This is a genomic window from Symmachiella macrocystis (assembly GCF_007860075.1).
Classification (GTDB): Bacteria; Planctomycetota; Planctomycetia; order Planctomycetales; family Planctomycetaceae; genus Symmachiella; species Symmachiella macrocystis.
Map to the genome: position 1 here is coordinate 4236710 of NZ_SJPP01000001.1, position 21022 is coordinate 4257731.

The window sequence follows — 21022 nt, forward strand, 5'->3', positions numbered from 1 at the left end:
GCCCGTGCCGCTGCCTGTTGTACGCGGCTCAGTCTCACCAGGTCGATCAAATCCGTTCGAAATACCGCTGCCGTTCCCAATCCGTGACCGCCTTGTGATAATCGTCGACCTCAGTGCGGAAGAAGTGTGCGTAATGTTCGACAACCTCCGCGCCAAAAGCCGCTTTGGCGAATTCGCTGTTTGCGAAATTGTGGGCGGCTTCTTCGAGGGTGCGGGGGACATGCTCCAGTTCTTCCGCAGCATAGACGTCCCCTTCGAAGATCGACGGCGGCTCGGTTTTGTTGGCGATGCCGTCCAAACCCGAGGCGAGTGCAGCTGCGTAGGCCAGATACGGATTGCAGTCCGCACCGGGAATGCGGCATTCGATCCGCAAGCTCGGGCCATTACCGACGACGCGAAACCCAGCGGTCCGATTATCGCGGCACCAAGCCAAACGCGTTGGTGCCCAGGAGCCGGATTGATAGCGTTTGTAGGAATTGACTGTGGGGGCATAACAGACCATCAATTCCGCCGCATGGCCCATCCAACCAGCGAGGAACCAGCGAAATAGGTCTGAACATTGGATTCCAGCGAATTCCTGATCACCGGCAAACGCGTTTTTGCCATCTTTCCACAGGCTGAGATGGATGTGGCAACTGGAACCGGCATGGTCGTGAGAATATTTGGCCATGAACGTTACGCTGATGCCTTGCGAATCGGCAACTTCCTTCACGCATTGTTTATAGATGCCCTGATTGTCGGCCATGGCCAGGATGTCGGCGTATCGTACATTCAGTTCGTGCTGCCCGAGTCCCCATTCCCCTTTAGTGCATTCCACCGGAATTCCCGACCGTGACAAATGCCGACGGACGGCGCCGTTGAACGATTCCTCCCGCGTGCCCTGCAGTGTGTGATAATCCTCGATGTACCATCCCGCCGGTTTGAGATTTGCATATCCCCCTTCGGCAGCATCACGGTAGGAATTCTCGAAGATGAAGTATTCCAATTCCGAACCGGCCTTGGCGGCGTATCCCAACTTTTCCGCCTGCTCGATTTGTTTTTGCAACAACGAACGGGGTGCCACGTTGACGAGCGCGTGGGCCGATTCATTGTGGACGTCGCACAGCACCATGGCTGTGCGGTCCAGCCAAGTAGCGACGCGGAGCGTGGTCAAATCGGGCACGAGATGAAAGTCACCGTAACCACGCTCCCAGTTAGAAAAGCGATAACCGGCGACCGGCGTCATCTCCATATCGACAGTCAGCAGATAGTCACACGCGTGCGTGCCCGATTTTTCGATCTGTTCGACGAAAAACGAGGCATCGAAACGTTTGCCAACGAGTCGCCCATACAGGTCCGTAAATGCGACCAACACGGTGTCAATCGTTTCGGCCGTGACAAGTTCAGCTAATTCGCTGGAGGTGAGAAGACCTTGCGGTACGGTCATGGTATTTTCGTTTTCTCGGAAACAATTGTCGACAATTTTAACAGCAACGGAAGTGAGGCATCGTGCCGACGCTCTAGGCGTCGCAAGTGGTGCCAGAGTCTTACAGAATATACAAACTGCGGCAACGGGACCATAATGGACGAAAAATAGACCCGCCCGCCGATGTCCTTTGGAGATCCCTGTTGTCTATGCGCATCTTGGCCCTCGAACCCTACTACGGCGGCAGCCATCGCGCTTTTCTGGATGGTTGGCAAGCGCAGAGTGAGCATGATTTCACACTGCTGGGGCTGCCGGCCTATAAGTGGAAATGGCGGATGCGGCATGCTGCTGTGACGTTTGCGGAGATGGTCGCCAAACGCGTCGATCAGGGCCAGCGGTGGGATGCGATCTTTTGTTCCGACATGTTGAATCTGCCGGAGTTTCGCGGTCTGACCGCGCCGCACGTGGCGTCGTTGCCAGCGGTGGTCTATTTCCACGAGAACCAATTGACATATCCGCAACAACGAGCAAAAGAGCGGGATTTACATTTTGCCTACACCAACATCACCACGGCGTATGCGGCTGAGGCGGTGTGGTTCAATTCGAAGTATCATCACGACATTTTTCTCGAGGCAGCTGCCACATTTCTGCAGCGGATGCCGGATTACTCGCATGCGGACGTGTTGGATGGTATCCACGACAAAGCGGTCGTGCATTCGCCGGGCATTGATGAGTTCCCTGCACGCGGTGCGCGGCGTGACGGTCCATTGCGGATTTTATGGGCAGCGCGCTGGGAGCATGACAAGAACCCCGACGATTTTTTCGCGGCGCTCGAAATCCTTCAGCAGTCCGGCATTGAATATCGGCTGAGCGTGATCGGCGAATCCTTCGCACAGGTTCCCGCGGTTTTCGCCGAGGCGCGGCGCCGTTTCGCTGACCGAATCGACCGGTGGGGCTATCAAACATCGCGCGAGGAATACGTCGCAGCGCTGCTGGACGCGGACGTCGCTGTTTCAACAGCTGTGCATGAGTTTTTCGGAATCGGCATCATCGAAGCAGTCACCGCCGGCGCGTTTCCGGTCGTGCCGAGACGATTGGCCTATCCGGAAACCTTGGCGGCACTTGAGAGTGATGAGACCGCCGCTATTTTTTTCGACGGCACTGTGGGCGGGCTGGCGGATCGTTTGCAAGAATTAGCTACCCGGCAGCAAGCGGGCCGTTTGTGGGGTGCGACTCCCCAGCGCGGTCGTCTGGCAATGCGCCAGTATTATTGGGATCGTATTGCGGCGGAGATGGACGCTGCCATGGACAACTTGCGTTAGCGAACGACGTTATTCGTTTTTATCATCCTCGGTTTTGCTTTCCTCGTTCTCTTCGCCATTGGGGTCGGCGACAAAGCGATAGCCGACGCCGCGGACTGACAGGAAGTGCTGCGGGTTGGCTGGGTCGATCTCGAAGTAGCGTCGCAGGCGGACAATGAAATTGTCGACCGTACGGGTGATCGGCGATGAATCGACGCCCCAGACGTTGTCCAACAAATCACCGCGGGACAACACTTGTCCTTCCCGCGCGACGAAAAACCGCAACAGGTCCAATTCCTTGGTCGTCAATTCCAATAACTCGCCATCGACTGTGACCTCATGCCGCTTAAAATCGATACGGGCATTGCCGAAGGTAAAGACATCGGGAGTCGGCAGAGCAGCGGGTTCGGGCTTGCGGCGATTGACGAGGCTTTTGACCCGGCTAATTAGCTCTGGTAGTTCAAACGGTTTGGTCAGGTACTGGTCGGCGCCGGCATCGAATCCGCGGACCTTATCCTCAGTCAGGGTCCGCGCGCTGAGAATCAGCACCGGAATCTGAATGCCGCGGGCACGGATCTCTTCGAGCACGGCATAGCCGCTCATATCGGGGAGCATGATATCTAAGATGACGGCGCAAAATTCATCGGGTTCGTCGGCAATCAATTTCAACGCCGACGGACCATCTTCGACCAACGTCGCCTCGAGACCTTCAGCCTCACAATTGAACTTGATCCCGATGCCGATGTGCGCTTCGTCCTCGACAATCAAAACTTTCTTGTTCATGTGTGTGGGGACGGCGGAGTCTCCGCCGAATGCTGGGGTGTCAGGTTTTCAGCCGGTTGTTCCGGCGTCGGTGGCTGTTGAGCTGCTTCTATCATACGCCCCGGCAGCTCGACTTCAAACGTCGCGCCGGAGAACGGTCCACGATTGTTTACCGAAATCTTGCCTTTGGCCTTTTTGACCAGCGAACGGACCAGATACAACCCCAGTCCGGTGCCGACGGTGGTGCGAACCAACTCCGATCCACCGCGGAAAAAACGCTGGAATATCTTTCGCCTTACTTCAAACCGCACACCGCGGCCATTGTCCGAAATGCGAATGATCACGCGATCTATGCCGCCGGGGCGGACTTGTACGTGGATTTTTGGATTTTCGCCGGCATACTTGGCGGCATTGTCCAACAGGTTGGTGAAGATCATTTCCAAATCGCGGTTGCGGGCATGCACGGTGCAAGGGACCAGGTCCATTTGGACTTGTTCCGGTTGCAACTGAAAACGTCGCGAGACGATATCAACGCAGTGGGTCAAACAATCCACCGCATCAACATCCCGCGGCGCTTCCTCCTGTTCTTCAAAATCTAGCCGCGCCGCGACCAACAGATGATCGATGAGCGCGTCGAGCCGTTGCACATCTTCGAGCATAAACCGATGAAATTCCCGCTGTTGCTCAAGATCGACTTCGCGCATGTCGAGCGTCTGCAGGTACAACTTGATTGAGGCAATCGGCGATTTTAATTCGTGCGTGACCGCGTCAATAAAATTCGCCTGTCGCCGGCTGAGATTGACCTCTTTGATCGTGAGGATGAAATACAGCACGACGCCGATCAACACCAGCGAAAAGAAGATGGCGCCGAGAATCAACATCCCCCACTGTTGGGAGGAGGCTTGATTGACGATCCAAATCACCAACATCGCCACGACCAGCGCGACGAGGATCACACCGAGAATGATCGGCCATTTGCGTGAGGAGTAATGAACCATGATAAATCCAGCGCCGGGAACGCGCCCCTGGAAATGAAGGATGGCAGATTCCGAGAAACCGTCGCCGGTCTCGCTGTTGGTATTGTATCAGGAAACCGTCCGCGCGCCCCCCTCGGTACCCGCAGGGTTTGCTGTGTCTTCCGATTCAGTTGTGTTACCCTCAAGTATCTGTCATACGCGGAGGTTAGATAATGTTTGGGGCAGCGAGCCCGTTGGGGAGAGGTTGTGCGACGATGCGAATCTGTTTGCTGGTAGTTTTTTTGATCGGGGAATTGACGGTCGGGGCCATCGCTCGGGCGGAGGATCGGATTCCTGACGTCGCAACGCCGTTTCCCTATGGCCGTCCGCCGATCGATTACGAGGATGAATCCAGCGCGGATCCAATTGCCCAGCTCAGCAAAAAATTAGACGCCCGGCAGGTGCGGTTGAAGCATGAACCATCGCGCGGCTACCTGCGGTCTCTGTTGCGGGCATTGGACATTTCTGTCGAATCGCAGGTGTTGGTTTATTCAAAAACCTCACTGAACCGCAAATTGATCAGCCCCAAAACGCCGCGGGCGATTTACTTCAATGACCAAACCTACGTGAGTTGGACTCCCGGGAGTCAGGCTTTGGAAATTTCCACGGTCGACCCTCAAAAAGGGGGGATGTTTTACACCATGCCGCAAACTCCGGAACAGCCGGCCAAGTTCGTGCGCGCCAAAAACTGCCTCACCTGCCATGTGACGACCAATACCTTGCAGGTTCCCGGACATCTTGCACGCTCCTTTTTCACCGACCATCGTGGCGAACCGCTCAATGGTCGCTCCCTCATTAACCACGACAGCCCGCTCATCAAACGCTGGGGCGGATGGTACGTCACCGGTGACCATGGCGCTCAACCGCACATGGGCAATGTCATCGGCGCCGACGCCGCCCGTGAATTCCGTAAGGACCCGTTGCTGCACGGCAACATCAACGACCTCTCCTCGTTTTTTGACGTCCAACTCTACCTGACGCCTCACAGCGACATCGTGGCTTTGATGGTGATGGAGCACCAAACCTATCTCCAAAATCTATTGACGCGGCTGAATTATGAAACGCGTCTGGAACGCGAGTCGACCGTGGAGGAGTTTTTGTTGCGGTATCTATTTTTCATCGACGAACCGCCGCTGACGGAGGAGGTGCTGGGCGATAGCGGATTCACCGGTGCCTTTGAATTCAACGGGCCGGAGGATTCTCACGGCCGTAGCTTGCGGCAATTCGACTTGAACACGCGGCTGTTCAAGTACCGCTTGAGCTACCAGATCTACACCCCCGCATTTCAGCAACTCCCAGCCGCTGCCAAGGCTCGCTTGTACAAACGCATTTGGAAAGTGCTGAGTGGGGAGGAGCCGGGGCAGGATTTTCAGAAAATCCCGCTGGCCGAGCGGAAGGCCATTCTTGAGATCCTGCGGGAAACCATTCCGGATCTGCCCGCGTATTTTCGCTGAGCCGCTTGGCGTGTAAAAAATCATTGAGGCGGATAAACAATACGGCCGCGCCGCGAGGGGACTCGGCGCAGCCGTTCCAATGATTCAGTGGCCCAATGCCGCTTACTTGACCTCGTCGATCGTGTCGTAGGCCATATAAAGCACAACGGCAGCACCGATGATCATGCAGATGTCCATCACGGCGCTAAATTTGCCAAACGGGAATCCTGTGATCAAGTCCACCAACGCGATGGCTCCCACTAGTCCCGATGCCGCTAATGATACAATTACGATTTTTTTCGCCATGCCTCGTCCCGTTGCCCGCAATTTTCATCAGGAGGAAATCTTGCCTTAAGTTCCCAGTATATGCGGCTTGGCGTATCGGATTCCAGTGGGGAAATCGCCAGATCGCCTTTTTTTCAGTTCTTAATCCCCGCGAATTCGGCATAGTCCGCACCACCTGCCGCTGAGCTGCGTTATTCACTAGGTCCGCCGCTTGCATTTTCCTGATCCGTCAGACGCGCGCCTCGGCCCAAGGCCGATTCGCCGAACTTCTCCCGAATCGCGTCCCGCACAACATCCAGCCGGCTATGCCGCTCCGTGTCTTTGTCGGCAAACAACGAACCTTGCTGCGGACCACGATTGTCAAAACCGCTCACTCCCATCCCCAATAACCGCACCGGCGGTGTCGCGGCCGACAGGTTCGACGCTAGTAATTCCGCCGCCGTCTCCCACAAGGTCTGCGTCACATTTGTCGGCACCGGCAAGGTGTTCGCACGCGTGATCGTGCGGAAATTGGCAAACCGAATTTTCAACTGAATCGTCCGGCCGCTAAGTTTCTGTCGTCGCAACCGCCGGGCAACCTGTTCTGTGAGATCCAACAAACAGGCCCGCAGAACGTCGAAGTCACCCACGTCCTGGGCAAAGGTAGTTTCGTGCGAAATCGATTTCGCCAAGTGATCCGGCACCACGCGCCGCTCGTCGCGCCCATGTGCCAGATCCCACAGATGGTCCCCCTGTTTCCCAAAATGGTCCCGCAGAATACTGACGTCCATTTGCCGCAATTGACCAATCGTCCGCACCCCCAATTTGTGCAGAACCTGTTGGGAAACTTTACCAACGCCCCACAACCGCTCGATCCCCAAGGGTTCAAGAAATGCGGCCACTCCGTCGGGCGGAACGTACACAAACCCTTGCGGCTTGCGGAGGTCACTGGCAATTTTGGCAACAAATTTATTCGGAGCGACGCCAACCGATGCTGCCAGATTCAACTCTTCGCGAATGGTTGTCTGGATCTGTCGTGCGACATCGCAAGCGGAACCAAACAGTTTTTCAGTCCCCGCCACATCCAGAAACGCCTCGTCCAATGAAAGCGGTTCGATCGTCGGTGTGTAGCGCTGAAAGATTTCGCGAATCTGCGCGGAGATGGCAGCATAATGTCGCATGCGAACCGGCAGACAGACGGCTTGCGGACACAGTCGTCGCGCAGTGATTGCCGGCATGGCGCTATGGATCCCGAATTGCCGCGCCTCATAACTCGCCGCCGCCACCACGCCCCGCCCTTCCGGCGTACCCCCCACGATCACCGGTCGCCCCCGCAACTCCGGCCGATCGCGTTGTTCCACTGACGCGTAGAACGCGTCCATGTCGACGTGTAGGATCATTGTGTGTTTTTTTAAAATGCCTCACGCGAAGGCGCTAAGGCGGCAAAGGTGTTTAATGGCGTGCAAGGGGTTGGATTTACGTTTTGTGATTCTAGGGCGTTATTCTTCTAAATTATTTACTACGCGTGAAACTCCGTTCTTGAATAGTTCGCAGCCAAAATTGATCAATAACCCAAGACGGCAATCGGTGATTCTCAGATACGTGAGTAGCTGTTTTTTGTGGACAGGTGCAATTTGCTCTATGGACCTCAATTCCACAATCATTTTGCCGTCAACAATCAAATCAGCGCGATAGGCGGTTTCAACTTCAATGCCACCCCACAGCAAAGGAACAGAAGCTTGAGATTCCACACGGAACCCCCGTTGTTTCAATTCATGAACCATGATGGCTTCGTAGGCCGATTCCAGCAGTCCTGGTCCTAATTTGCGGTGTACGTGGTAGGCAACATCCACGACCGCGGTCGCCAACTCATTTTCACTAGGCCTTCCCACACGTTTATCCTTTTAGATTCTCTTAAAAAAGTGTCCCCTAAAATATTTGCGTCTTTTGCGCCTTCGCGTGAAGCCCTTTTTGATTACGCCGAACGCGATCAACACGATTGTTACCGTCACGGAATTGATCCGTCGCATAATAACAACTATTGTCGACGAAATTCTGGTTCGAATGGAACGACGCTCTCTGGCGAAGCTGAGGGATGGTGACATCTATGTATTGCGTTTCTGACATTGTGCGATTTCTCCGGCAATTCGCGCCACCACAATTGGCCGAGGATTGGGACAATGTGGGGCTGTTGCTGGGGAGCGGCGATGCGGCGGTGACTAAGGTGATGACTTGTTTGACGCTCACGCCGGATGTGGCTGCTGAAGCCATCGAACAAGACGTCCAACTGATCGTCAGCCATCATCCGATCATGTTTCGTCCGATTCAACAAATCACCGACGGCGATACACAAGGCAAAATGTTGTTGGATCTGATCGCCGCCGGAATTGCCGTTTATAGCCCGCACACCAGTTACGACAGCGCCGCTGCCGGGATTAATCAACAACTGGCGGAAATGCTGAACCTGCAGCAGATCGCGCCGCTGCGTCCTCGGATGCATGCGTCGTCGAAAATTGTCTGTTTTGTCCCGGAAGCACACCTGCTCGTTGTGCGACAGGCACTGTGGGACCACGGAGCGGGCGAAGTCGGTGACTACTCGCAATGCAGTTTTGCCGCACTAGGAACCGGGACCTTTCATGGAGCCGAGGCGACCTCTCCCGTTGTTGGTGAAGCGGGGCGACTGGAACAAGTCACTGAAATCCGTTTGGAAGTCCAATGCTCAAGTGAGAATGTCAGCCGCGCTGTCGCGGCCATGCTTGCCGCGCATCCCTACGAAGAACCAGCCTATGATGTTTACCCGCTCGCCGAACAACGTGCGGATATCGGAGCCGGACGGTATGGCGTCCTGGCTGACGAAATCACGCTGAGAGAATTCAATAACCGCGTGAAATCCGGTTTGGGCGTAGAGCATTTGCAATTTGTGGGAGATCCCAAGCGGACTGTCCGCCGCGTCGCCATGGCTTGTGGAGCGGCGGCGGAGTTTATGCGGGACGGGCACCGCCTTGGCTGTGACGTCTTACTGACCGGAGAGGCCCGATTTCACGATTGTTTGGAGGCGCGGCATCTGGGGATGGCGCTGGTCTTACCCGGACATTACGCGAGCGAACGCCCGGCCATGGAACGTCTGGCCGAAACGTTGTCGTCCCAGTTTCAGGAATTATTCGTCTCGGCCAGCCAAATCGAATCTGATCCGCTAAACTGGGATATCTAAGACCGCGTTACCACAGGACCCAACCTAGGCCATCCTCACCGAAGGCAAACTCTTGAATCGACTTCCATTAGATACGATTTTATCGAGGGCAGTTCATCTACGCTGTCCGCGTTGCGGAGAAGGGCGGTTGTATCGCAGTTTGATTCGCATGCATGACAGGTGCGACCATTGTGCGCTGAAATACGAACGGGCGCCGGGCTACTTTCTCGGCTCGATTTACATCAACTATGCGATCACAGCGATGACGATGAGTTTTTCGTACATCCTGTTTCACATTGTTCTGGGATATGAAAATCGCGAAGTCCTTCCGCCGGTGATCGCCTTTTGTTTGTTGTTTCCGATCCTCTTTGTGCGATACGCGCGTTCATTCTGGATCGGGCTGGATTGCTATTTCGACCCCGAAGGTTTCTCGCGCGACGATGCCGCTGATGACCACTCCGCACAGTACACGAACCCACCCGTTCCACCGGCTTGACGGATTGCAATTGCCGATGGTTCCTGTCGTCACTGCAATAACTTTAAAATCTAAAAGCTCACATCAGACACAAGAGGGCATTTCCCGTTGTCACTTGCCATTACACTTGCCGACTTGCAGAAACAATCCGGCGCCGTTTTCGCTGAGGATTCCGTCGCGGCGCCTCTCCACTACGGCAACCCCCATGGGGAATACGCAATCGCCGATGCCGAAGCAGGCGTCGTGGATTTTAGCCAGCGTTGTCATTTCGAATTGACAGGCAACGATCGTGTGAAATTTCTGCAGAACTTCTGCACCAACGACCTGCTGCCGTTACAACCTGGGCAAGGCTGTGAGGCGTTTTTGACCTCGCTCAAGGGGAAGGTGCTGGCGCATTTGTTTGTGTTCGTCGATGAGAATCGCCTCGCGATCGAAGCGGCCGCAGGAACCGCTGACGTAATTGCCGCGCATCTCGACAAGTATCTGATCGCAGAAGATGTGGAAATTCTTCCCCGCTCAGACGAATGGGGCGAGTTTTTTTTAACCGGACCGGATTGTGTGCATCGCTTGTCCGGGTTGGGAATTGCAGTGGAGGACCTGTTGCCCTACGGCCATCGGGCTGGCGATATCGACGGCATCCCTTTGAATATCCGCCGTGTGAATTGGACGTCACAGCCGGGGTTTTCGCTCGTCATGGCACGGAGCGAATTGGCGGCGATTTGGTCGCGGCTGATCGACGGCGGAATTCGCCCGGTCGGCAGTCAAGCGTTTCATGCGCTGCGCATCGAAGCCTGTATGCCCTGGGACCGGGTGGACATCACCGATGACAATCTGGCTCAGGAAGTCGCCCGCACTGATCGGGCGATCAGCTTTAGCAAAGGGTGTTATTTGGGACAGGAACCGATTGCCCGCATCGATGCGCTGGGGCATGTCAATCGCGAGTTACGCGGCCTGCGGCTATCGGCTGGTCCGATCCCGCCGACAGGAACACCAATCCTCGGCAAAGAGGGCGGAAATCCGATCGGTGAAATCACCTCAGCTGCGCTCTCCTATCGCAATGACCTGCCGGTGGCCCTGGCCTACCTGCGCCGCAATCATGTGCAACCCGGGGTGACGGTTCTCGTTGAACACAGTGACGAGCCAACGCCCGCCACCGTGTTTTGGCAAGAATAAGATCCGCCGACAATTGTCGGTGAGTGATGTTATTTGCGGTACGCTTTGTGGCAGCCGCTGCAGGATTTCGCCAGACGGGTGTAGGCTGTCTTGGCTCCCTGGCCATCGTTCTTGCGAAACGCGGCAGCAGTTGCGATCGCTGCCGTTCGTTGCTCGTTTGCGTAGTTTATCCAGCCGGCGATTGTAGCTTTGTCTTTGACGGGATGTGTATCGGCGACAGCAACCATTGCGAGCACAGCGAGGATGTCTGCGTCGTTGGCCACCTCGTCCCGCGCGGTTTGATCCAAGCCGCGTCGCATTTTTCGGACCGCGCGGCCGACACTTCTGTTTCGCAGCGCGACCTCGTTCATCAAGCTGTCGAATTTGATGAGCTGTGCCCAATCCATGGAGACATCGCCGCCTGTCTCTTTGCCTGCCTGAGCCTGCTGGAGTTCTTTGAGAGATTGCGTAGCGTCTTCTAGGGTTTTGGCCTCGGCTAATTTTATAGCAGCGTTTCGCAGCGGCACAGCCGATTGTTTTGCCGGAGACTCCTGATCGTGTTCGGCGATCACCTGCGCCAAGATGGCCACCATCCCCGCATCACGCTTTAATTTCCGCGCGGACTTGTCGAAGGCTTCGGGAGTGGCAACATATTTCTGCAGCGCGACAATTTTCTCATCAGCAGCGGAAGTGAAATTCTCAACCGGGGCGATATCCGACATTTTGGGTTGCGTTTCACCATCGGCTGAAACGGTGACGGCCGCGACAAACAACAGGGCGGTCAGAACTAGGGCTGTCAACTTGGGCATGCGCATGCTCATACGTTGGAGAACGTTATTAGGAATCTCACCAAAGGCAACGATCGAAACATCGTCTAGAGTGATCGGTGCCTTGGGTGTGAGCTGTCAGGTCACTTGAGATTCGCGTTGATTTCCTGGGCCAGCACTTTGCCGATGAATCTCAACAGGCCGGTGTCGATGTCTTCGTGAACGACGACACGATTCTCCGCCACTTTTTCGAGTGTAAGCACCAGAATATCATCTTCGACATTTCCCAGCGTTTGCCAGGCAATACGGCCGATGTCGTACGCTTCCTTCTTCTTGGCTCCCCGGGCGCGACGGCGGCCGCGGCGGGGGCGTTTTGATTTTTTCGCCGGAGCTTCCGCCTTTTTGCTTTCCGGATCGATCAGGGCATCGACCCATGAACCGACTTTAATGCGGAGTTGCGCAGCGACCGGACCAGCCGCTTCGTTGGCCTCGATCGCTTTTTTAATTTCGGCGACGGCGTTGTGTCCCATGCCAACCCATACGCGGTCCTGCAGTTCTCCTGCACCGGTTGCAATGTAGATCGCCAAGTCATCGCCGAATTGCCCTTTCAACCCGTCGTAATCGCCGTAAATGGCTACTTTATGTATGTCCGCTTTGTCCGCGACCTTATCCACGTTCAGTTCAGCCACGCCACTGTCGGTGAGAATGGTGGCGATCTGCGGGACGTTCTTAACCGTGGTTTGCCCCAACAGCGTGTGCTGTTTTTCTTCGTTCTTGAGAACCTTCATCCAGCCGAACAGGGTGCCTTCATTGGTATTGGCATCCAGCAGGCTGAAAATCAGGTCGCTCACCTTTTTGGCATTCTCTTTATCCGCATCGGCAATCTGTTCGTCTTCGCCGATCAGCTGGTGCGCCTTGTCTCGGAGCAATTTCGAAATTGCCAGCATGTGCTCCTGCCGCATTTTGTCGAACAGAAAATGGGTCGAGCTATAACTGACGTAATCCTTGGTCACCGTTGTATTGGCGTCGCCGTCGGTCTGTTCCAAGACTTCAATGGTTTTGGCCAACTCGGTATCCGGCAGCGCTTCCAATTCAATATGCACCACGCCCCGCTTGCCTTCGACGTCGGTCGTCCAACCTAATTCAATGGTTTTGGATTCGGAGAAATAGCGTTCAATTTCGTCGAGTTGGAATTCCACGACAGACTTTCGAATCTGAAAATCAAGCTCCTCTTCGTCCTTCAATTTTTTCAGCGAACCGGTGGTTTCCTTGCGAAATTCTTTAAACGCATCCCGCCGTTGTTCAATCGATGTCGACGAACCGTCGATATGAGCGGCCACATCGTACTTCTTTTCCAAGAAGTCGTGAAACAATTCTTCAGGTTTGGGAAGGTCTCGCAGCAACAATGCCTTGGATTCGGCAAAATAGACGTATCCGTTGGCCAGCCGAGCGTGGCTGTTGGGGAAGACCTCGCCACTGATGGCGTAAAAGCCCCCGCCGACTTCTTCGTTATCAATGCCGACATCGGAAATGGTGTCAAAGAATTCTGCTTCGTTTTGAACCGGAAAGAACAGTACGGTTTGGAGTTTGGCATCTTCCAAGTAGACCACTGCGCCTGATGGCTTGTCGCTCGGTACCGGCGGGTTTTTCGGGTCCAGGCCGACCAGGTAGGGATCTAACAACAGTAATTGCAGGTTTTCAAGCGCCTTATCCTCATCATGTCCTTTGCCCATCAAAAATTTCAAATCGGCCAAAAACTCATTGGCATTGGTGAACATAAAGGTCACCAAGGGACCCGACCCTTGCGGTTCCGCTGCGGCAGCGGGTTCAGTCTCCGCTGCCTGCGTTTCTGCAGCTGCTTCCGTAACCGGAGCCGGCGTCTCTTCTTGAGCAGAGACGCTGGGGGCAGCTAAAGCGACCAGGACAAACGACGCGAACATCAAATGAAAAATGCGGGCCACTACGGACTCCTTGATTCGATAGACAGCGGTATCGGCTGTATGCAGGATGGCACAAATGCCTAGAATTAGTTTCAAAACTCGGTTGCGCTTGCTCCGGAAACTTGCAAATCATTCTCAGCGAGATGCGTCAGAGGGTTTTGAAACGATTTGTCGTGGCACAACCACTCTAAAATGTTACGTTGCTCTTGGTGAATTCCGCGCACAATCCTATTGGATTTGTGCTCGTCCAATACAAAACAACCTGACATCACAAAGTGAATGCTGCACCAGTACTTGAATTCAGTCAAAAGGGTGAGGAGCTTCAAACGACACAGAGCGCATGGGGCTTGCCCAGCTATGCGGCACCACCGGATTCGATGAAAAATCGAGTGGAAGGACAACATCTACTTGGCTTATCGAGAAAACTCCATCGATGCCATCAACACGGCGACCGAACCCCGTAGATCTAGACGAACTGAGGCGAATGAACGAACCGCCTGATTTCACCTAATCCGAACCAAGCATTCGACCCGCTTGAAGGCAGCGCGTGATTTTATTCGGGCTGCGTAGTTTAGGGAAGTCCATCACAAAATTGCCCCTAAGTTTTCCCGACAAAAGGAATTCTACTCGTTCGATGCAGCTGCGTCGGCGCCCTCTGGGGGGATTGGGGGGGTAGGGTTCGTTGGTTTCTCGACCGTTGAGCCCAGCAAGATACCTGTGTAGATCGAGACTTTTTCCGTGTACTGCGGTTGCAGCTGGTCGGCAAATTTCAGGATTTCTGCACCGTGACCCATCGTCGATGCCTGGGCAGACACTAGTAATAATGCCTCCTCGGACAATCCGGCATCTGACAGAAGATGAGCGATGGATAAGGCCGATTTCCAGTCACCTTGGCGCACAAGACGACTCAACAGTTGATGCACGTCATGGTCACGTTGGTCAGCGGTTCCGGCCAGACGATTGATCTGATCCGCAGCATCGTCAATCTCTCCATCAGCGATCATGTTGCGGATTTGCGGGAGTTGCCAGGCATTAGATTTTGAATCTTTTGCCATTTGGTTGTAGACCTGCTTGGCCCGGTCATTCTCGCCGGTCGCTTGGAATTGTTCGACCAACATCCATGAGATTGCGGTGTCGCCGAACGCTTCATTGTCGGGTATTTTTTGTTTGTCGGTAATGAATGCGACGACTGCCTCCAACGAGGTGGGAGCGATGGCCGCTTCGATAGTGGCGACTTGCAATTCAAACCGCTCATCAGCCATCTCCTTCAGCACTTTGCAGTTGCGAACATAATCGGCGGCTTGTTGCCGGGCCCGGTCGTTACTGGGAAGCGACAATTCCGATTTGATACGGGATTCTATGACCGACATTCCCAACTGATTGATTTCATTAAGCCAACCTTGTACGACCGCTGGAGCAGGACCCATGGCTCGACAGAATTGCAGTCCGCGGTCGACCGCATCGATACCCGCTTTGGTATTGCCCAGCGCAATTTCCAGACGGGCCAATTCAGCGGTGGCCCGTGCCGCTGTTCGGATTTCACCCAGTTCTGGTGCGCGAAAGTTGATGATTTCTTTTTTGCTCTTTAATTCCATGGCCGGCGGGATCGGAATGCCCGCCAACTCTGCACGGGCTGCCGTGGCCCAAACATCAGCCGTTTCGGCTTGTTCACGTTTCAGAAGGGCCAAGGCGGTGCGACCGCGCACCAATGCGCGACCGGCAGGTGAAAGGTTTTTGATTGCCGCGTCGATCGCTGCAAGTTGATCGGGCAGTTCCGCAATTGTTGTCGATTGGACGAGGAAATCCGCCCAGACCATCGTGGCTTCGGCGAGTTTTTCAGGACCGTCCGCCAACTTTGCCCAGCGCAACGCTGCGTCTGGTTCGCCGCGAGTGACCAAGGCCGCAGTCATTCCACTGAATTGCGGTGCATGCCAGCCGCCGATCGGGGCTGCTTCAGTCGCACGGGCAAAGTCAAAATCCGTTGCCTGCATGGCGACAAAAACGTCCGCCGCCGCACGACCTGTCATCGACGAGGTGTGATGCTGGCGAATCATATCCAGCGCCTCCTGATCCCGATTGGCAGCCACCAACAAACTGGCCAAGCTCATGGCCGCGTCATAGCGGAATCGGCCCTGAGGCCGCAATGTTTCTGCCGCCTGCAATGCTTCTTCCAGTGTGGCCGCAACTTCGGCGTCGCCCGCTTTTTCCTGGCGTTGTTGCCAACCAATTTCTGCCAGGGGGGGGACCTTGAGGAAGAATACTGTTCTACCGACTTCTTCTAACTTTCTCAGCTGTCCATTCGCTTCGCTCACTTTCCCCATTCGCGCAGCTGCTTCAGCCGACCAACGTCGCGCAAAGGGTTTGCGAGTACGTGGGACACGTCGTGCCGCGCTTGCGAGGTCTGCTGCCAGTCTTGGTAGGTTGACTACAGGCGGCGCCTTGACCTCACCTCCCGCATCGGGAACGGGCACTTTTTCGCCCTTATCAATGGGATCCTCTGAGTTGGTTGGCGGAATGATGGCAATCGGACGGTCGGCATCGTTGATCGGGGGTTTATTGAAAAACAGAAAATAGCCGCCAATACCCAGCGCAATCACAACACCCGCAATGGCGCCGTACATCCACACTGGTAAACCGGAGGATTCCGGTTCGGCAGCGACTTCTTTCTTTTCGATGGCCGGTGCTGTGAAAATCGGGACGAGACAATCGGGGTTGTGACATTTGACGTCGTGTCCGGCCCCTTTGATGGGAATGTAACCCGTGGTCTCGCACATGGGGCACACAACCTTGTGGCTGCATCCTTTGACAGGCTGCGCGCGCACTGGAAAGGCCCGTTTGAGGGCTTCTTGATCCGTGGCGATGATTTCATCCGGATCAACTTCCTTCTCGTCAAACAAACCAAGCCGCTTCGGCGGTGTGGTGGCAGCAGAGGCCGTATCGGATTTTGCGACCGGAGCGGTATCCGAAGTGCTGGTTGATTTCGCAGCGGGCTTGGTCGACGATTTTGTCGCAGAGGCAGCTGCCGATTTTGAATCGGGCTTTGACGCCGTATTTGCAGGCGGATTTTTTTTGTTTGCAGGCGCTTTGCCGGTCGGCGCCGCACTCATCGACGAGCCGCAGAACGGGCACTCCGTCGCATCATCATCAAGCACTGATTGGCCACAAGCGGGACATGTGGGCAAATCCATAAAAATCTATTCCTATTTATCGTCGTTTAAGCGGCCGAATGGCAAACCGTCGGCGCGGACAGACCGGCCAACGGCCTACATCCAGGACACTTTTGTGATGGCATTGTTGTGGAGCAGGGAAGTGGGATCAACGTCACTATAATATGGAACGCGGATCTCCCCCAAATGTTTACTGTTCACTGTTCGCTGAGATAAGAATAGCACGAACTCAACATGGCCTGCCAGTGAAGTTTACGGCGATATGCCCCGTAAATACCCGGGGAATCTTCCGTCGGCAGACTCGCAGCGTGTCAACAGCCAATTTTGCGGAATCGCATGGCCTTTAAGGATATGTCAAAAAGCCGTACTGGTATTATTCGCGTTAAAATCGAGATTGTCCACCGCTGAACACCGCCGGTGTATGGCTGTGACGCGTTATTCGCGGTTGTCGCTCACTTGCGTCGAAAACCCTTGGATTTGGTTGTCTTCCAATCGCAGATCTTTGATTTGTTTGCCGATTTGAATCCCCACCCGCTCGCCCGCCCCACGCGTTTCGCGGATGTCGTTGCCGCGGATCGTGATTGATTCTAGTTTGCCTTGTAAGTCGACTGCGACTCCCTTTTCGGCACCACTGTCGATAATCCGATTGTCGGCCACCGTGTTGCGGTGCGGCGCAAAATTTTTGCCCCGTTCATCCACCCGAAACAACACGCCCACCTGACCGCTGCGCAAGATGTCGTTATTGCGGATCAAGTTGTCCGTGTCGCAATGACCAATGGAGATACCGTACTTGGTATTGGCCTCGATGAGGTTCTTTTCGCACAAACCGTATTTGACGCCCCAGCAGAAAAAGACGCCAATGCCGTTCCGCTCCAATTTGTTCCCCACGATAACCGGTCGCTGGGAGCCGGAGCCGGGGTGTAAACCCAAATCGGCGTTGTCATGGCTGTAGCAATTCTCAACGACGACGTCGTGGCAAATCTGCCAGCTGATGCCGTCGCCGTTGTAATTGCGGGTCGTGACATTGCGAAACGTGATGTTGTTGCAATCCTGCAAAAAAACGCAGCCGCCGTAATTGCCGTTGAAGTTTTCATTGTTTTCGCGGTTGCCGTCGAACGTCAAATTCTCGATCACCACATTTTCCACATGCTCACCATTGAACAGCGCATGTAGCGCCGTGGCAGTCGGCTTGCCGGACAACCAAAGGTTCTTCCGTAGCCCCTTGTCGAGTTTGAAGCGATTTCCGGACCGGGCAACGAACGTACGTTTGAGCACCTCGTTGCTGCCGTTGTCAGCATTCTTGGTTCGTAAACAAACCGCGTCACCCACACGAAACCCATGCCCAGCAGCCAACGTCACTTCTTGATCATACCAATCGGAATCCTCGGTCAGCTTTGCGGAATGCGAGGGCTCTTTGATGATCACAGAATCCGTGCCCGAACCGACGATCCGCACACTCGATGCCAACTGTACGGCGCTGCGGGTTTTGTAGATACCCGGCAGGATCTTCACCGTGCCGCCCCCCAAGCGGGCTACATAATCGACAGCCGCCTGCAGCACTTTGTCATCGCTGCCGACAAGCTGCGCGTTCTTGGGGCCGACAGTCACCGTCAGTCGTTCTTCCCAGTCCGGCTCGGCAACGCGATCGCCTGATGTCGCCCGTGGTGAGGTAACCGGGGGACGTCCTTCCGCGCCCTGAGCGGAACCGGTCAAAACCGCAGCACCCAGGCCGCTCGCTGCAAACAGAAATGAACGTCGGTCCAATGGCGATAGTCCGGGAATGTGTGTCGTCACTGCGCATGTCTCCTCAATGTGAATGGCACCGGCCCGCGGAAACGCCGCCAGGTTTTCTCTCACTCCGTATTGGTGACATTGTAGGTTCTTGCTGTCATCAATTCGAGCCGATCTGCCGATCAGACTCGATCCTAACTGGGGGCACGTCATACGAGTCGACAGAGATTACGGGCTGCTGTCCGTATACAGACCGGGCGAACTGCTATGCAACAGGCTACGGCACAACGGCTAAAACGGCCTGAACGGCCAGATTTGCGGCGCCAACAGGACTGTGACGATCCATAGAATGATGCTCAATGGCGCTCCGAGTTTGACGTAATCGAAAAGCCGATATCCCCCCGGACCGTAGACCATCAGGTTGGTTTGATAACTCATGGGTGTTGCTAACGCGATGGAAGCGGCGACCATCACTGCCATGACAAACGGAAGCTGACTGACCCCGACATCGTTTGCGGTCTTGATAGCGATCGGCACAATAATCACAGCAGCCGCCACGTTGGTGATTAGATTCGTAAACACCATCGTGATGAAATAGATCGCTGCAAGCGCTAAGTAGGGGTGATTATTTCCGACCGCCTTGACGAGCAAGTCGGACACCCCCTCGGCTGCGCCGCTGCTTGTCATGGCTTGACTCAGAGCAAACCCGGCGGCAATGACAATCAACACCTGCCAATCCACCGCGCGGCGCGCATCGGCTCCGCCGCAGCAACGGAAGATCAACATCAGCCCGGCGGCCAGCATCGGAGCCAACGGCATCGTCATGAAATCCAACGACACCACCGTGACCATCGCAGCGAGGATACCCAGAGCAATCCAAGCCCGTTCGTGCCGCGGCTGGGCTGAATCTTGAAGCATGCTCACGAGAAAGAAATCACGAGAGTTTTTTTGCCGTTCTAAAAACGAAGGATGCGCTTCCAGCAACAGCGTATCGCCGGGCCACAAGGAAATGTCGCCAATCTTCTTTTCCAGCCGTTGTCCGTTACGAGCAACGGCAATGACCGCCGCGTTGTAGACGGTTCGAAATCGGCCTTCGCGAATCGTTTTTCCCACCAACGGGCAGGTCGTCGAGACGACCGCTTCCAATAGTCGCCGTTCCGAACGTGGGCTTTTGAGTTGAAAGATCTGATCGGGGGCCGGTTGCAGGCCGCGAATTTTCTGCAAGTCAATCACCGAATCGATCACGCCCACAAACACCAAGCGGTCGTTGGCCTGCAAACGTTCTTGTGGCGAGACCGCCGGCAAGACGTGTCCACCCCGATCGATTTCGATCAGGTACACGCCTTGCAAATGCCGCAGACCGGCTTCCTCAATCGTGCGGCCCACCAACGGGCTGCCCGGTTCGACCAACAATTCGATTGTGTATTCCCGCGCGTCATCTCCATGGCTGATTGCCGGGCGACGATCCGGCAACAGTCGTCCACAAAACAGAATCACATAGGCAATGCCAATCAATGAGACCGGCAGCCCCAACCAGGCAATCTCAAACATCCCCAAACCGGGGTTGCCCGCTTTGATCAACAGGTCGTTGATCACCATGTTTGTGCTGGTGCCGATTAACGTGCACGTGCCGCCCAGAATGGCGGCATAGGAGAGTGGCAACAGCAATCGCGAGACCGACTGTCCATACTTTTTGGACCAGTCCCCAATCACCGGCATCATGACGGCTACAACGGGGGTGTTGTTCAAAAACGCACTCATGATCGCGACGGGAAGCATAATCCGCGCCTGCGCAGCGCGCTCCGTCGACGGTTTGCCAAGGACATACTGCGACAGAAATGCCATCGCACCGGTTTCCTGCAAGCCGGCCGCCACAACAAATAACGCACCAATCGTTACCAACGACGGTTCGCTCAAACCCTGCAGGGCTTCTTTTTCGGTAATGACCCCAGCCGCGATTAATAGCGTCACGCCACCGACAAAGACAATGTCAGCCCCCACGCGTCCAAAGGCCAGCGTGCCAACAATCAGTGCCGTCACCGCCAGCGTATACCAAGCTTCCCAGCCCATGATCGATCGTCTCTTCCGCTGTTGTTACATTCACCATCGCATCCCATCATGGAGAACAGGTGCGTCTAAGCGTTTGCATCGGGAATAGGCAGTATCTCAATTCAACGTTCCGGGGGCAACTTCACAAATTCTCGACAATGTTTATCGAACTCGTTTCAAAACCCGGTTACGCGCCATCTCGAAACTCGTAGCTCCATTATTAGTCGGACGCGGCAGATGGTTTTGAAACGACTTGTAGAGAGACCCCTATCCAGGCAGCTAGGTTCGTTGAATTCCGTAGCGGCACAGTGTCTTGTTTCTGCGAACTGGTTGCAACTTCAACATATTCCAGTTAGCTTCGGAAATTAAA

General features: G+C 55.0%; 17 protein-coding genes. 6 read left to right on the top strand and 11 right to left on the bottom strand.

Going from position 1 to position 21022, the window contains the following annotated elements; translation table 11 throughout:
• Positions 1–46 precede the first annotated feature (46 nt).
• A complete protein-coding gene (locus tag CA54_RS16550) occupies positions 47–1426 on the bottom strand; it encodes a glutamine synthetase family protein (RefSeq protein WP_146371915.1) in 1380 nt (459 codons plus the stop codon).
• A gap of 188 nt (positions 1427–1614) precedes the next feature.
• On the opposite strand from CA54_RS16550, the gene CA54_RS16555 reads away from it, so the two are divergent.
• Positions 1615–2727: a tRNA-queuosine alpha-mannosyltransferase domain-containing protein gene (locus tag CA54_RS16555; protein ID WP_231963120.1), complete on the top strand. Its 1113-nt coding sequence runs from the start codon at positions 1615–1617 to the stop codon at positions 2725–2727.
• A gap of 9 nt (positions 2728–2736) precedes the next feature.
• On the opposite strand, the gene CA54_RS16560 is transcribed toward CA54_RS16555, so the two are convergent.
• Complete coding sequence (locus CA54_RS16560) at positions 2737–3489, bottom strand: response regulator transcription factor (RefSeq protein ID WP_146371917.1); 753 nt, start codon at positions 3487–3489, stop codon at positions 2737–2739.
• Complete coding sequence (locus CA54_RS16565) at positions 3486–4466, bottom strand: sensor histidine kinase (RefSeq protein ID WP_146371918.1); 981 nt, start codon at positions 4464–4466, stop codon at positions 3486–3488. Before CA54_RS16565 ends, CA54_RS16560 begins: the two co-directional genes overlap by 4 nt.
• Before the next feature lie 233 nt (positions 4467–4699).
• Here CA54_RS16565 and CA54_RS16570 point away from each other — a divergent pair, with 233 nt between their 5' ends.
• Positions 4700–5938 (top strand): hypothetical protein, encoded by a 1239-nt coding sequence (locus tag CA54_RS16570; RefSeq protein WP_146371919.1) that lies wholly within the window; start codon positions 4700–4702, stop codon positions 5936–5938.
• 102 nt (positions 5939–6040) lie between these two features.
• On the opposite strand, the gene CA54_RS16575 is transcribed toward CA54_RS16570, so the two are convergent.
• The 3 genes from CA54_RS16575 to CA54_RS16585 all read right to left on the bottom strand — a co-directional run bounded on the left by CA54_RS16575 (position 6041) and on the right by CA54_RS16585 (position 8049).
• Entirely contained in the window at positions 6041–6223 is a 183-nt protein-coding gene (locus CA54_RS16575) for a hypothetical protein (RefSeq protein ID WP_146371920.1), read from the bottom strand.
• 170 nt (positions 6224–6393) lie between these two features.
• A complete protein-coding gene (gene dinB, locus CA54_RS16580) occupies positions 6394–7581 on the bottom strand; it encodes a DNA polymerase IV (protein WP_146371921.1) in 1188 nt (395 codons plus the stop codon).
• 99 nt (positions 7582–7680) lie between these two features.
• Entirely contained in the window at positions 7681–8049 is a 369-nt protein-coding gene (locus tag CA54_RS16585) for a GxxExxY protein (RefSeq protein WP_197532512.1), read from the bottom strand.
• A gap of 239 nt (positions 8050–8288) precedes the next feature.
• Here CA54_RS16585 and CA54_RS16590 point away from each other — a divergent pair, with 239 nt between their 5' ends.
• The 3 genes from CA54_RS16590 (at position 8289) to ygfZ (ending at position 11019) form a co-directional block, all read left to right on the top strand.
• Positions 8289–9392 carry a Nif3-like dinuclear metal center hexameric protein gene (locus tag CA54_RS16590; RefSeq protein ID WP_146371923.1) on the top strand — a complete coding sequence of 368 codons (1104 nt, stop codon included), beginning with the start codon at positions 8289–8291 and terminating at the stop codon, positions 9390–9392.
• 139 nt (positions 9393–9531) lie between these two features.
• Positions 9532–9867: a DUF983 domain-containing protein gene (locus CA54_RS16595; RefSeq protein ID WP_261343736.1), complete on the top strand. Its 336-nt coding sequence runs from the start codon at positions 9532–9534 to the stop codon at positions 9865–9867.
• 87 nt (positions 9868–9954) lie between these two features.
• Complete coding sequence (gene ygfZ, locus CA54_RS16600) at positions 9955–11019, top strand: CAF17-like 4Fe-4S cluster assembly/insertion protein YgfZ (RefSeq protein ID WP_146371925.1); 1065 nt, start codon at positions 9955–9957, stop codon at positions 11017–11019.
• Between the two features lie 29 nt (positions 11020–11048).
• Here ygfZ and CA54_RS16605 read toward each other — a convergent pair whose 3' ends face one another.
• The 3 genes from CA54_RS16605 to CA54_RS16615 form a co-directional block, all read right to left on the bottom strand.
• Complete coding sequence (locus CA54_RS16605) at positions 11049–11807, bottom strand: cytochrome c (protein WP_197532513.1); 759 nt, start codon at positions 11805–11807, stop codon at positions 11049–11051.
• A 101-nt stretch (positions 11808–11908) separates the two neighbouring features.
• Positions 11909–13726: a hypothetical protein gene (locus CA54_RS16610; RefSeq protein WP_146371927.1), complete on the bottom strand. Its 1818-nt coding sequence runs from the start codon at positions 13724–13726 to the stop codon at positions 11909–11911.
• A 602-nt stretch (positions 13727–14328) separates the two neighbouring features.
• Positions 14329–16479 (bottom strand): hypothetical protein, encoded by a 2151-nt coding sequence (locus tag CA54_RS16615; RefSeq protein WP_146371928.1) that lies wholly within the window; start codon positions 16477–16479, stop codon positions 14329–14331.
• A gap of 79 nt (positions 16480–16558) precedes the next feature.
• Between CA54_RS16615 and CA54_RS16620 the strand changes: the two genes are divergently transcribed.
• Positions 16559–17035 (top strand): hypothetical protein, encoded by a 477-nt coding sequence (locus tag CA54_RS16620; RefSeq protein ID WP_146371929.1) that lies wholly within the window; start codon positions 16559–16561, stop codon positions 17033–17035.
• A gap of 272 nt (positions 17036–17307) precedes the next feature.
• Here the strand turns inward: CA54_RS16620 and CA54_RS16625 are convergent, their stop codons facing one another.
• On the bottom strand, positions 17308–18666 hold the full coding sequence (locus tag CA54_RS16625; RefSeq protein WP_231963089.1) for a right-handed parallel beta-helix repeat-containing protein: 1359 nt from the start codon (positions 18664–18666) through the stop codon (positions 17308–17310).
• 228 nt (positions 18667–18894) lie between these two features.
• Positions 18895–20673 (bottom strand): SLC13 family permease, encoded by a 1779-nt coding sequence (locus tag CA54_RS16630; protein ID WP_146371931.1) that lies wholly within the window; start codon positions 20671–20673, stop codon positions 18895–18897.
• Positions 20674–21022: the final 349 nt, after the last annotated feature.